We start from the raw sequence: 11916 nt of genomic DNA, 5'->3' as shown, positions 1-11916 counted from the left end.
TCTGGAGGATTTGAACAATATTTTTTGAGAGATATATGCCGCCATATAAGTGTCTCCACATCCTGTTGTGTCAACAACATTGTCGCATTTTACAGCATCAATTTTAATTTCACCATCCGAAACAATTCTTGATCCGTTACTTCCATCAGTTATGACTATCTCATCCACATCATAGTTCAAACCAATGATGTTTTCTTCAGCCTCATCCAAAAATATTGTATTGACACCTGATAAAATGCCTGTTAACTCATCGAACTTGTCTAATTTTATAGTGTAATTATCATTTACTTGATTGTTTTTGACTCTTAAAAAACCCTGTACGGAAATAAAGATTGGAACATCAAAACTTTTTAGATATTCGATTGTTTCAGGAGGAAAATCATACCTGTTCAGTGGATTAATCACAAACCCGTCAATGTTATCGGGTAAAATTCCATCTAAATCGGAAGGTAAAATTGGAATATCGGCAAAATTACTTAACTGATTCCTGATATCTGGATTATCCTCAAAAGGATACTCGTTTATGAAAAAATGAGTGTCTTCCTTTTTAATCACACTTACCTTATTGGAGTTGGGAAACTCATTAGCCATGTTTTCGTCTGCACAGTTTACAATAGCCTGATAATCGCTGTAAAACTCCTCAAAAACGAATGACTGATAGTAAGTTGCACCACCCACTTTAAAATACTCCTCATCCTTGATGATAATTGCATCTCTTGTTACAGGACCAATAATAACTAATGTCATGATTATCGCTACTCAAATTCAATAGTGATGTCTACAACATGATACCTGTTGGAAATGTTGTAAATCTCTTTTTTAATTTCGGCTACATCCTTTCCAAAATCAACATCGACCTTTAATGTCATGACTGAATCAATGCCGTCCAAAGACCAGATATGAAAATCATCAATCATGTTAACACCCTCGATTGCCTCAATTGATTGTCTGAATTCACGAACGTCAAAATTATCAGGCGTCTTTTGAAGCAGCACTTCAACTGACTTATACAAATTCCTTCCAAGGTTGAATATCAACCATAATGCAATGCCTATTGAAACGAAAGGATCCAAATATGGCGCACCGTCCCAAAACATTAAAACCAGACTCAATATCAAAATGGCCACCCATTCAAAGACATCCCCTAATTGATGGAAGAGGATTGCTTTTTCATTGAATGTTTCACCCCTATGAAGCCTGTAAACAGAAATCGATTTGAATATTATACCTATGACTGCGATAATCAACATGCCCTCAGCATCAACACCCTCAGGGGCGAATAATCTTGGAATTGCTTCCTGAAGAATGACAAATGCCATAATTATTACAAAAACTGAGATTATTACAGCTCCGAGAATGGAAAATCTCTGATAACCATAAGAGTACTTGTCTGTTGAGTCCTTCTGGGCAACATGTTCCAAAAACCAGGCCAAGGCAATTGAAATGGTATCTGAAGCGTCGTGAATAAAATCTGCAAGTATTGCCATACTGTTGGTTGCCAAAGCACCAATTACGACAATAATATTGAAGGCTAAATTCATGAAGAATACGAACGCCAAATTCTCACCGGCCTTTTTGTGATGATGATGCGTGTCTATTCTCATAAAGTTATATTTAGAATAAAAACTATAAAAAAGTTGTTTAATCTATGAGATATCAATATTAAAGTTAGATTTATATAATTAAAAATTCAAAATTATAGTAGTGATTTAAATGGCAATAGTTGGAACTACAATATTTTCACATATTCTACCAGTGATTTTTGGATTTTTCGCATTAGTCTTAATTATTTCTGGGTCTTTGGAAGAGGATAATGCAAAATTGGGTTTAGGTGTTGCATTATTTATTATAGCATGTGTATTTCCATATGCAATCTTAAGCGTTCTAGTCTAGGAGTTTCACTTCTCCTGAATGAAGGCTAGTTCCAATCAATACTTTTTTTATACCGAGTGATTCCAATTCTACTAAAGAATCCTTATTTAATCCTCCGGCAATTATTAGTTTATCTTTTAGTTCACTGAACTCTTCAAGTAATTTTTTGTTGTATCCTTTTTCCGTGCCTACACCTGTAATGTCAAGAAGGATAATCTCATTCGGATTTAATCTCACAAGGATATCTTTTAACTCGGATAGGCTTAAATCCAAATGTTTTGCAAGCAGTTCACTATTTTTTGTGTCGACACTTATAACAATTCTTTCTTTTGGATACTTTTCAAATATTTTCTCCATCTCCTCAATGCTTTCAAGAGTTTCGGTCGGTATTATTATCTTGTATGCATAGTCCAGGAAAAATTCAAAGGATTCTAAGTTTTTAACGCCGCCGTCGAACATGACAGGGATAATTGTGTTAACCATTTTGATATCATTGATGTTATGTCCATCAGATTCGATTAAATCCAAATCTGCAATGTACATTTCATCGGCACCATTCAGTTTTAATCCCTGAGCGATTTCAACAGGATTTGATGAGGGGGCGAAAACAGTGTTTAGTGGTTGATATGTGTCTCTCATTCCGGATTTGCCGCTTACGGCCTGGTGTTGTTTTAAATCTATTACTGGAATTTTTTTAATCATAATATAAAATTGGGAAAAACTAGTATTAAAAACTTAAGGAGGTGAGAGAAACTGAAATGTTTTTCAGCCCCTCCCAGAGTTATATAAAAAATAATGATCAATTTAAAGTTATAACAATATGTTATGAACCTCTATTTAATAAGTTAATTTGCATAGTATATAAATGTTACTATAGTTTAAAAAAATTAAAGTAAAATTGAATAAATAATTTATAATATTTTTACAAAAAAATAAACATGTTATAATTTAATGATTGAAAACATTAACATGAATGGTAAAATATTCAAAAATTGTAAAACACTAATTTTTAATAACTTAAAAAAATCTCAAAAAAAATAAAACTGATTTGATAAATTATAGTTGAAAAAAGTAAGAAAGAATGAAGTTTGAAGTAATTGAAAGAGGGAATTTGAAAGATAGTATTACGTGTTTGTCCTTATTGCTAAGCTATTGAGATTACTCCAAACTCTATATAAAAATTATACTTAATAGTATAAATACTTTTTTATAAAAAAGTATTAACTAATATAATAAAAAAGTAAATATAAGTATTACTAATGTTTTCAAAAAAAATAATTAAACTCTGAAATTCTCGTCAATATAAGAATCAAACCTCAAATAAGCCCCATCAATGGCTTTGACAATTTGTTCTTGAGTAATTTCTGATAACTCATCAAAACTAACTCCAACATCCACATCAACATCTAGTTGATTGTTTTCATAGCTGAGAAGAATATCCAAATCTAAATCTTCGATTTCCTTGGCAGGTAAAGCTTTTGAAACTTCATTTTCTAAAATTTCACCAAAATCATCGGAAATGGTTGCAAGATCATCTTGAGTTAATACTTTAAGTTTTGACATAAAAATCTAAAAAAAGAAAAGAAAAGTATTAAGCCTATTGGCCCATACCGTTCATAGCAGCCTGAATAGTTGCTTGCATTTCTTCGAGTTTTTTCATGACCCTTTCTTCTTGACGAGACATAGTCTGTTTTCTTAACTCGAGAGTTTCTAATTTATCTTCCATATCCGCTAAAGCATCTTTGTATTCTACTTTAATAAGTAAAGTACCAGCTTGTTTGAATACTTCAGTATTTTCATCAGTTTTCTTAAGTTCTTCTAATGCTTTTTCAGTTTCTTGAATTTGTACTTCAACATTTTGAACTTGCATTGTTACAGCTTGAGCTTGTTGTTGTAATTGTTGAAACTGGTTTAATTGTTCTTGAATATTTTCAGGAATCTCCATATTATCACCTTCAATTATTATATAAGATTAATTAGTTAAATTATTTATTTCCAATGCCAATTTAATCCACTTTATCGCTGAGTTCACAGAAGCTCTAAATGAGGTGGAATCCTCAGCATCGATATTAATAACGATATTAGAATCATCCAATTCAATGGTCATTGATGATCTAAAATCCGGAGCGGTTTCAAATTCCAAAATTATTGCATCATAGATAATTTTAGCCTGACCACTACTTTCAAATTCGACAGTTATATTGCTTTTAACCCGTTCCAGAGGACTTTCATCAATCATTTGAGACCTCTAAAACCTTTTTAACATTAATTTGGAAGTTTAATTTATCTCCAAATTTATTAATGAAACGAATCCTAGCTACAGAATCTTCGCTTTCACAAACATGGATATAATTTTCCTTGGCTTCATACACCAAATCCAAATCTAGAATATCACTTAAAACATCAAGTTGTTTTACTTCAGATACTATTTTCAATTGGGAAGGGGCAATATTGGTTTTTTCATTATCGATTGTTACGCCAACAAGAATTGTGAGCAGTAATTCTCCCCTATTAGAAAAAAAAGAAATTCTACTGGGATTTCCTTTAATTTCATTAACAATAGCAATGTTGTATTCATCAACTTCCAATGCCTTCAACAATAACTCGCGCATGTTCATCTTGCCCCGATTAACGGAGGTCGAACCTGTTACACGAGCCAAATTTTTACAGAACTTCCTTGTTTTTTGAGAAGGTTTTCTAGAAGTTGAGATTAACATTCAAATCAAAAATAGTAAAAATTAGTAAAAGCAAAGAATTATCTTGCTTTTATAATTCTGGTAGTTTCTGGAACATTCTTAAATAAAATCCTATATCTGCATTTAGGACATTTATTTTCCATATAACTTTTATGGTCTACTTCTGCTCCACAACGTGGACACCTATACAAAGCTATTCCTCCACTTTGACATCTCTGATACTGCGTGCTGCAGATTTTGCCATAGGAGTTTGCGGAACGTATGCTCCTCCAGTGAAAACTGCGCCGCATTTTCTGCATTTCCAAATTCCAGCAGCTTGTCTTTTTACGTATGGTCTATCACATTTAGGGCAAACATGATTTTTTTTCATGTTTTCTTCAATGATTTTTACAGATCTTTTTGCTTTTCTTCCGTATCTTGCACCGAACCTTCCTGTAATACCCACTTTTTTAGTTCTTGCCATTTATATTCTCTCCATTAATAATTATAATTTAAAATAAATTGATTATATAAAATAATCATAAAATAATCTAATATGATAATATTAGATTAACTAATATTTAAAGGTTTGCTTAAAAATAGTATTTTAAGCAAAAAATCACTTTTTGATGAGAAAAAATTTTTGCCTATAAATCATTTTCAATACTATTCGATTTCCCATCAAAAAAATTAAAATATATCCAACTAATCGAGTGTTGGATAGTTAGGACTTTCATTAGTAATCAACAAGTCATGAGGGTGGGATTCCTTGATTCCACTACTTGTAATTCTAACGAAGTTTGCTTTTTCCTGCATTGCCTTAATATCTTTAGCACCACAGTATCCCATGGAAGACTTTAAACCTCCCACTAACTGGAACAAGATTTCAGCAACAGTACCCTTATATGGCACCGCACCTTCAATTCCTTCCGGAACATATTTAGTGTGGTTCATTTTACTTTTTTGACCCTGGAAGTATCTGTCTGCTCCTCCATCAAATTCACTGGTCATTGCACCCATTGATCCCATTCCACGGTATTTCTTATATTGTTTACCGTGCATTATAACAATATCCCCAGGTGCTTCTAAAGATGCAGCAAGTAAATTACCAAGCATTACCGCATCTGCTCCTGCACCAATGGCTTTTGCAACATCACCGGAGTATCTGATACCTCCATCGGCGATTACAGGAATGCCTGAATCTGCGGCAGCATCAGCAACATCGGATATTGCAGTGAGCTGTGGTACGCCTACACCCGCAACAATACGAGTAGTACACATTGAACCTGGACCAATACCTACTTTAAGCGCATCTACGCCCATTGATATTAAGTCTTCGGCCGCTTCAGCAGTTGCAATGTTACCAACACATAATTCAGCATCAATATTATCTTTGATGGTTTCAGTGAATTTGACCACATTCATGTTATGTGCATGGGCACAGTCAATTGATATGATGTCTGCGCCGGCCTGGTCAAGTGCCATAGCACGGTCAAGGTCGAATGGTCCGCATGCAGCAGCAACTAAAAAGTTGCCATCCTTATCCCTTGCCGCATTAGGATATTGTGACCTGTTCAGAATATCTTTAATAGTAATGATTCCGACTATTTTGCCGTCACTAACAACCGGAAGCCTTTCAACTTTGTTTTCATAAGCGACATTTAACGCTTCTTCAGCTGAAACGCCCTCATCAACGGTGACTACATCGGAAGTCATTATGTCTTTAATTGCAGTAGTTGGTTCGGATTTTAAAACTGGTCTGATATCCCTTTTTGAGATTATACCAATTATTTCATCTCCATCAACAACCGGTAAACCGCTAATGAGTTCATTGCGCATTATGGCTTCGGCTTCAGCGACTGTGGAATCTTGAGTAATTGTAACAACATCACGAATGGTCAAGTCTTCAGCATTCTTAACCTTTTTAACTTCTTCAACTTGTCTTTCAAGTGTGATGTTTCTGTGAATTACACCTACTCCCCCTTCTTGTGCCATAGCTATAGCAAGGTCTGCTTCTGTTACGGTATCCATAGCTGCACTTAAGACGGGAATATTTAATTTAATTCCTTTTCCTAATTCAATTTTAGTATCAATGTCTTTTGGTTCGACATAACTTGCATTAGGAGTTAAAAGGAAATCATCAAAAGTGTAGGACATTCTTGCTTCTTGTACTTTTTTTGAAAATGACATAATAAACACCTAATTAAAATGAATCACATAATTCTTTAAGTTCAGCGACAGCAGTATGGTGTATCTTGCCTGTATTTCTATCTCCTCCAATGCAGGCAGCACCTCTGATACCCACAACATCACAACCGATATCGTGCAATGGTTTCAATTGGTCCTTTTTAACGGAACCTGCAAGTGCGGTTAGCAAACCATAACTGTGTGCTTCTTCAACGAATTCTTTTAACTGATCTAAATCTAAATAATCAAATAATGTATGGCCGTCTTTAACAGCAGTGTCAAGCATTGCCAAATCGCATCCTGCATCTTTTGCAACTTTTGGTATTTCCATAGGGTCAACTGCCCCAACACGATGGGCATCAGCATATCCTGCTGCTACAATAATAGTGTCTTCACTTACATCTTTTACAGTTTTCACAACATTTTCCATGACTTCAACAGCTTCATCATGGTCTTTTGTTCCATATAATCCGACTTTAATATAATCCGCTCCTGAAACGTGAGCCCCCATTGCCGCAAGTGAGACAGTACCTGGTTTGTAAGGCACATCTCCTAAAGTGGCACTGACAAGCTTGTCTTCAGGAGTTAATTCTCTAATTTCTTTTATAATCCATGGGAAGTTAGCTCCAAGGGAACCTTCCTTAGGATTTTTAACATCAACAATATCTGCTCCGCCTTTTATAGATTCAAGAGCTTCTTCACGATTTATAGGACTTATCAATAGAAGCATAAATTTCCTCCAATAAAATATAATTTTATAATATAATAATATTACTTCTTTATTATTTATAATATTATTGTTTTTTAAAGAGATTTTAAAGAATTAGTATGGAGAATTATTTTTTCTCACGTTTTCCATTATGTTGCCATGTGCCTTTGGGTAAAATCCAACATCAGTCGATAATTTCCTCATATTCTCAAGAATTTCATTTGTTGGAATTGATAAAGGGCAATTTAGTGTGCATAATCCACAGAGAGTGCACATGTAAAGGCCTGAGTTAAAACAGGTTTCATCGTCTTCAATGAATTTAGACATTGCCACTCCACGTCCTCCCAAGTAGTTATTGAATCCGAATTCATTACCTACTGCATTGTATACCGGGCAGTGTACAATACAATTGCCGCAGCCTATGCAGTAAAGGCATTCCTCGATTGCTTCGCTCCTTCCATTATCCAAAAGGATTACAACAACTCTTTCAGCACCATACATGTTTTTCAGGAGCTTTTTTTCAATGTCTGCAGTTTTTGAAGGTCCTGATATTACATTCATATATGATGTTACAAAGTTTCCTGTTGCAAATGTTGTTTCCAGTTTTACAACTGAGATTGCATCTTCCAAGGAAGGTACAATTTTATCGATTCCAGCTACAATTATATGCAAATCTTTCAGTGAAACTATTGAAATATTGCCTTCATTGTGCACCATTACAAGGGATCCTTCTTCGGCAGCTATTGCATTGGCTCCACTTATACCTACTCCTGCACTTTCAAGGCGTTTTAGCACATCACTTCGGACAACTTCCATAATCTCCTTAGGTTCGGGACCGACATCAACGCCCAAGGATTCATTTACAATACCTGCAATCTCGGATACGCTCAAATGTGAAGCGGGTCCTGTTGGATGAACCGGCTTATTATCGACTTTTTTAAGCTGAAGAATCCTGTCCCCAAGATCAGTTTCGATAATATTGATATTTAAATGCTCTTTTAAACCAATTTCTCCTAAAGTATTTGATTTGGCCTTAGCAATGACTTTAGCATCATATTCCTCAAGCAAATCATCTATAATATGTAAAGCATCATCTGATGTTTCTGCAAATTTGACTTCGATATCGTTGCGTTTAAAGGATTCTAACGCTTGATTGAATAGTTCATCCTTATTATCAAAAGAATATTTTTTAATTTCCTGAACTCTTGAAGTCAGTCTTTTAATTGATGGAATATCTTTAATAGATGAAGACCTTTCCTTAACTGTATTGAAAGATTTTCTCATTGTCTCAAGTTCACTCGGTTTCATCCACACCACCATATTTCATTAAAAATTCAGTCAAATCCAAGACTTCAAGTTCATCATTTTCAAGATTGCGCTTGCAGAAAGGACAAGCGGTTATCAAAATTTCACATTTGGTTTGCTTAGCCTGACTTAATCTTGATTTTGCCATTTCATCAGCGATTTGCGGATAAGCGGACTTTACACCACCGCCCGCACCACAGCATAAACTGTTTTCACGAATGTTTTCCATCTCAACCAGATTTGCCACGCTTTCTATGACGTTTCTTGGCTCTTCAAAGACATTGCAGTGACGGGCCAAATGGCAGGAATCATGATATGTTACGTTCATATCGGATTTCTTTAAGTTAATTTTGTTATCATTAACCAAATCATTTAACAATTGGGATATATGCATTACATCCAGACCTTCATAATCCTCTTTGAGAGTCTTATAACATCCAGCACAGGAAGTCAGGATTTTTTCACCCTTTAAAACTTTAGTGTTTTCCTCAATTTGATTCTGGGCTTCTTTAACAAAACCTGTCCTAAGCAGGACTGATCCGCAACATTTTTCATCATCCAAAATATGATAATCTACACCTGCAAGCTTCAGTAACCTTTCAGTTGCATCCTGAATTTCAGTTTGCTTTTCTCTTGCAGTGCAACCTCTAAAATATAGCATTATTCATCCTCATCATCAAGGGTTATTTCATTTGAAAGCGCTACTTCCTTAACAATTTTATTAACATCATCCTGTAATTTGTCTAACTTGCTGAACAATCTGAAAATTACATAGAACAATACGACAAACACCACAATTATAATGAAGTCAAGACCACGGGTTATACCAAACAATCTTGCAAAATTTTCACTCGCTTTGGGAAATATTGAAAACAGAATTACAAAAAGCCACAATATTGCCCATAGGATTGTTGTAATTAACGATTGCCTTTCAGTCAAATATCTGATTAAAAACAATACTATAGCTATTACTGATATTATTGGGAATAAAATTGAATATAATAACATTAAATCACCTTAAAATTGATGTCTAACCATTTGAATAAAAATCTTGATTGCCTCTTTGGCATTGGTTCCTTTGGCCTGAGTTTCAGGAGTGTAAATTGTCTTGATTGGCACTTCCGCAAATGGAATATTATTGTCATTGACTTCACGGATAAATTCTGATGAAATAAGATAACCCTTCGCATTTATGTCAATTTTCTTTAGGGCATCATAGGTTATTGCCCTGAATCCTGTCTGTGAATCAGTGACGTTTACCCTATAGAATATTCTTGTTAAGAGATTCATGACATTATTTGCAAAGTTTCTGGTGAATGGCATCTCATCGAAAGGCCTGACTCCAATCACGGCCTGAAATTCACCTGAAACTAACGGTCTTATTACATTGTCCAAATCATCGGCCGAATGTTGGCCATCGGAATCCATACTAACGACATATTTTGGACTGAAGCTTAAAACCGCATCAAAACCTGTCTGTGTTGCCACTCCAACACCCCTGTTTATCAACAGTGAATAGATATGAATCTTATCCGGATATTTCCTTTTGCACTCTGTAATGACTTCCAGGGTATTGTCTGTTGATCCGTCATTGACTATGACCATGTTATATCCCTTTTCTGCAATGGCCTCTATTACAGGTCGGATTCTTGTTGATTCATTATATGCCGGAAGAACAACATAGGTCTGATTTTTATCTTCGACAGTTACATCATACTCCATTTTATATCACTCATAATGGTCCTGCATCTTCTTTTCCTTCACGCATACCCATACCGGCTTCTTTTCTCATAGCTTTTCTGTGATACATCATCTTGATTAGGTTTTGTGCATGTTCACGTGCCCTGTTTTCTGCAAGCTTTGCAAGTTCAACCGGATCTTCCTCTTCATCCTCATGTACAAAAACTTCTAAAATATGAGTATTAGTCATTAATTGTGCATTTATAAGGCCTGTTGATGCTTCATGAGCGCACATCTTATCCTTTTCCATTGGCCCAGGCATTCCAAGAGCCATTACTATATCACAGTTTTCCTCTTCAATGAGAATTTTTGCGGTAACAGGCAGGTCTTTTACTCCAGGAACTGTTTGGCGTATGATTTTTAAATCATAAGCGTTCTTTTTTAACTCATCGATGGCTGCCGCAGCCATATCGAAACGAGCAAATGTGGTATCACAAATTCCAATTCTCATGTAAATTCACCTTATAAAAAAATATGTCTTTTAAAATATAAAAGTTTAGTTAAAAATACAAAAGTATTATGAATTATTATCTTGAGTAATACTTTCGGTTTTAAAATTATGAAAAAAGAGTTGTCGAAAAAAAATATAATTATTTTGAATTATGTAGTTCATTAGCAAACGCTCTTGCTTGGGAAATTGTTAGCGGATAATCCCCCTTCAAATCGAAATGGTCCTCTTTATCTAAAATTTCGAACAAATGAGCAACTCTAGGAAGTCTTAAGTTAGCGCTTCTAATTAAATCAATATCCCCAAATACCTCTTTCGGAGTACCTGATTTAATTATTTCCCCTGAACTAATTACATATACTTTGCTTGAGTAAATCGGCACCAAATCCACATCGTGTGTTGAAATGATAATAGTCATGCCTTCATCGTTTAATTCATATAAAAGTTTTAATATATCTGACGCTCCTTTCGGGTCAAGACCAGAAGTAGGCTCATCCAAAACCATTACTTCAGGCTGCATAGCCAATATTCCAGCTATCGCCACTCTCTTTTTTTGACCTCCACTTAAATGGTGGGGAGCTTTTCTTTCATATCCTTCCATATCAACTCTTTTAAGAGCTTCTGTAACTCGTTTTTGTGTTTCTTCCTGTGATAATCCTAAATTTAATGGTCCGAAAGCTACATCTTCTTCTACGGTTGGTGCAAAAAGTTGATCGTCAGGATTTTGGAAAACAATTCCTACTTTCTGTCTAAATTTTATTAAACTTTTTTTATCGTGCTTTAATTCTTCTCCATCTATGATGATTTTTCCACTATCTGCTTTAAGAATACCATTGAAATGTAAAAATAATGTTGATTTGCCTGCTCCGTTCTTTCCTAGAAGCGCAACCATTTCTCCCTTATTTACTTCCAAATTTACATTTTTTAAAGCTTGTGTCCCATCATCATAGGAATAAGATATATTTTGTGCATTTAACATT

The 11916-nt window shown here is 34.7% G+C and carries 18 protein-coding genes; 1 reads left to right on the top strand and 17 read right to left on the bottom strand.

Annotated features, from left to right (window positions below; translation table 11 throughout):
* On the bottom strand, window positions 1-747 hold a 747-nt coding region (locus IJF99_RS06580; RefSeq protein ID WP_292793321.1), incomplete at its 3' end, for a PfkB family carbohydrate kinase.
* Between the two features lie 8 nt (window positions 748-755).
* Entirely contained in the window at window positions 756-1604 is an 849-nt protein-coding gene (locus tag IJF99_RS06575; protein WP_292793319.1) for a cation diffusion facilitator family transporter, read from the bottom strand.
* Between the two features lie 109 nt (window positions 1605-1713).
* Between IJF99_RS06575 and IJF99_RS06570 the strand changes: the two genes are divergently transcribed.
* Entirely contained in the window at window positions 1714-1893 is a 180-nt protein-coding gene (locus IJF99_RS06570) for a hypothetical protein (protein WP_292793317.1), read from the top strand.
* On the opposite strand, the gene IJF99_RS06565 is transcribed toward IJF99_RS06570, so the two are convergent.
* The 15 genes from IJF99_RS06565 to IJF99_RS06495 form a co-directional block, all read right to left on the bottom strand.
* On the bottom strand, window positions 1885-2574 hold the full coding sequence (locus IJF99_RS06565; protein WP_292793315.1) for a HisA/HisF family protein: 690 nt from the start codon (window positions 2572-2574) through the stop codon (window positions 1885-1887). The genes IJF99_RS06570 and IJF99_RS06565 overlap by 9 nt on opposite strands.
* Before the next feature lie 576 nt (window positions 2575-3150).
* Window positions 3151-3435 (bottom strand): DUF3194 domain-containing protein, encoded by a 285-nt coding sequence (locus IJF99_RS06560; RefSeq protein WP_292793313.1) that lies wholly within the window; start codon window positions 3433-3435, stop codon window positions 3151-3153.
* Between the two features lie 34 nt (window positions 3436-3469).
* Window positions 3470-3817 (bottom strand): prefoldin subunit beta, encoded by a 348-nt coding sequence (locus IJF99_RS06555; protein WP_292793310.1) that lies wholly within the window; start codon window positions 3815-3817, stop codon window positions 3470-3472.
* Window positions 3818-3844: 27 nt separating this feature from the next.
* A complete protein-coding gene (locus IJF99_RS06550) occupies window positions 3845-4111 on the bottom strand; it encodes a KEOPS complex subunit Pcc1 (RefSeq protein WP_292793307.1) in 267 nt (88 codons plus the stop codon).
* Entirely contained in the window at window positions 4104-4589 is a 486-nt protein-coding gene (locus IJF99_RS06545) for a ribonucleotide-diphosphate reductase subunit beta (protein WP_292793305.1), read from the bottom strand. The genes IJF99_RS06550 and IJF99_RS06545 overlap by 8 nt, the downstream gene beginning before the upstream one ends.
* Before the next feature lie 38 nt (window positions 4590-4627).
* Window positions 4628-4759: a DNA-directed RNA polymerase subunit P gene (locus tag IJF99_RS06540; RefSeq protein ID WP_082706360.1), complete on the bottom strand. Its 132-nt coding sequence runs from the start codon at window positions 4757-4759 to the stop codon at window positions 4628-4630.
* 2 nt (window positions 4760-4761) lie between these two features.
* Entirely contained in the window at window positions 4762-5031 is a 270-nt protein-coding gene (gene rpl37A, locus IJF99_RS06535; RefSeq protein ID WP_292793302.1) for a 50S ribosomal protein L37Ae, read from the bottom strand.
* A 221-nt stretch (window positions 5032-5252) separates the two neighbouring features.
* Window positions 5253-6737 (bottom strand): IMP dehydrogenase, encoded by a 1485-nt coding sequence (gene guaB / locus IJF99_RS06530; RefSeq protein ID WP_292793299.1) that lies wholly within the window; start codon window positions 6735-6737, stop codon window positions 5253-5255.
* A gap of 13 nt (window positions 6738-6750) precedes the next feature.
* On the bottom strand, window positions 6751-7464 hold the full coding sequence (locus IJF99_RS06525; RefSeq protein ID WP_292793297.1) for a (5-formylfuran-3-yl)methyl phosphate synthase: 714 nt from the start codon (window positions 7462-7464) through the stop codon (window positions 6751-6753).
* A 93-nt stretch (window positions 7465-7557) separates the two neighbouring features.
* Window positions 7558-8751, bottom strand: a complete 1194-nt coding sequence (locus tag IJF99_RS06520; RefSeq protein WP_292793294.1) for an LUD domain-containing protein — start codon at window positions 8749-8751, stop codon at window positions 7558-7560.
* Window positions 8738-9409 carry a heterodisulfide reductase-related iron-sulfur binding cluster gene (locus IJF99_RS06515; RefSeq protein ID WP_292793292.1) on the bottom strand — a complete coding sequence of 224 codons (672 nt, stop codon included), beginning with the start codon at window positions 9407-9409 and terminating at the stop codon, window positions 8738-8740. Before IJF99_RS06515 ends, IJF99_RS06520 begins: the two co-directional genes overlap by 14 nt.
* Window positions 9409-9756 carry a DUF2304 family protein gene (locus IJF99_RS06510; RefSeq protein ID WP_292793290.1) on the bottom strand — a complete coding sequence of 116 codons (348 nt, stop codon included), beginning with the start codon at window positions 9754-9756 and terminating at the stop codon, window positions 9409-9411. Before IJF99_RS06510 ends, IJF99_RS06515 begins: the two co-directional genes overlap by 1 nt.
* Before the next feature lie 9 nt (window positions 9757-9765).
* Window positions 9766-10470, bottom strand: coding sequence for a glycosyltransferase family 2 protein (locus IJF99_RS06505; RefSeq protein WP_292793287.1), 705 nt, complete (start codon window positions 10468-10470; stop codon window positions 9766-9768).
* 10 nt (window positions 10471-10480) lie between these two features.
* Window positions 10481-10939: a riboflavin synthase gene (gene ribC, locus IJF99_RS06500; RefSeq protein WP_292793284.1), complete on the bottom strand. Its 459-nt coding sequence runs from the start codon at window positions 10937-10939 to the stop codon at window positions 10481-10483.
* Window positions 10940-11078: 139 nt separating this feature from the next.
* Window positions 11079-11915 (bottom strand): ATP-binding cassette domain-containing protein, encoded by an 837-nt coding sequence (locus IJF99_RS06495; protein ID WP_292793282.1) that lies wholly within the window; start codon window positions 11913-11915, stop codon window positions 11079-11081.
* Between the last annotated feature and the right edge of the window lies 1 nt (window position 11916).

It is taken from the genome of Methanobrevibacter sp., assembly GCF_017406825.1.
Taxonomy (GTDB): Archaea; Methanobacteriota; Methanobacteria; order Methanobacteriales; family Methanobacteriaceae; genus Methanocatella.
Note: the sequence above shows the minus strand (reverse complement) of the source record. Positions and strands in the feature narration are given on the sequence as shown.

Excerpts from the sequence above, each read along its gene's own strand:
- IJF99_RS06575 (WP_292793319.1), bottom strand. The coding sequence starts at position 1,604 with ATGAGAATAGACACGCATCATCATCACAAAAAGGCCGGTGAGAATTTG.
- IJF99_RS06570 (WP_292793317.1), top strand. The coding sequence starts at position 1,714 with ATGGCAATAGTTGGAACTACAATATTTTCACATATTCTACCAGTGATT.
- IJF99_RS06565 (WP_292793315.1), bottom strand. The coding sequence starts at position 2,574 with ATGATTAAAAAAATTCCAGTAATAGATTTAAAACAACACCAGGCCGTA.
- IJF99_RS06560 (WP_292793313.1), bottom strand. The coding sequence starts at position 3,435 with ATGTCAAAACTTAAAGTATTAACTCAAGATGATCTTGCAACCATTTCC.
- IJF99_RS06555 (WP_292793310.1), bottom strand. The coding sequence starts at position 3,817 with ATGGAGATTCCTGAAAATATTCAAGAACAATTAAACCAGTTTCAACAA.
- IJF99_RS06550 (WP_292793307.1), bottom strand. The coding sequence starts at position 4,111 with ATGATTGATGAAAGTCCTCTGGAACGGGTTAAAAGCAATATAACTGTC.
- IJF99_RS06545 (WP_292793305.1), bottom strand. The coding sequence starts at position 4,589 with ATGTTAATCTCAACTTCTAGAAAACCTTCTCAAAAAACAAGGAAGTTC.
- rpl37A (WP_292793302.1), bottom strand. The coding sequence starts at position 5,031 with ATGGCAAGAACTAAAAAAGTGGGTATTACAGGAAGGTTCGGTGCAAGA.
- guaB (WP_292793299.1), bottom strand. The coding sequence starts at position 6,737 with ATGTCATTTTCAAAAAAAGTACAAGAAGCAAGAATGTCCTACACTTTT.
- IJF99_RS06525 (WP_292793297.1), bottom strand. The coding sequence starts at position 7,464 with ATGCTTCTATTGATAAGTCCTATAAATCGTGAAGAAGCTCTTGAATCT.
- IJF99_RS06520 (WP_292793294.1), bottom strand. The coding sequence starts at position 8,751 with ATGAAACCGAGTGAACTTGAGACAATGAGAAAATCTTTCAATACAGTT.
- IJF99_RS06515 (WP_292793292.1), bottom strand. The coding sequence starts at position 9,409 with ATGCTATATTTTAGAGGTTGCACTGCAAGAGAAAAGCAAACTGAAATT.
- IJF99_RS06510 (WP_292793290.1), bottom strand. The coding sequence starts at position 9,756 with ATGTTATTATATTCAATTTTATTCCCAATAATATCAGTAATAGCTATA.
- IJF99_RS06505 (WP_292793287.1), bottom strand. The coding sequence starts at position 10,470 with ATGGAGTATGATGTAACTGTCGAAGATAAAAATCAGACCTATGTTGTT.
- ribC (WP_292793284.1), bottom strand. The coding sequence starts at position 10,939 with ATGAGAATTGGAATTTGTGATACCACATTTGCTCGTTTCGATATGGCT.
- IJF99_RS06495 (WP_292793282.1), bottom strand. The coding sequence starts at position 11,915 with ATGTTAAATGCACAAAATATATCTTATTCCTATGATGATGGGACACAA.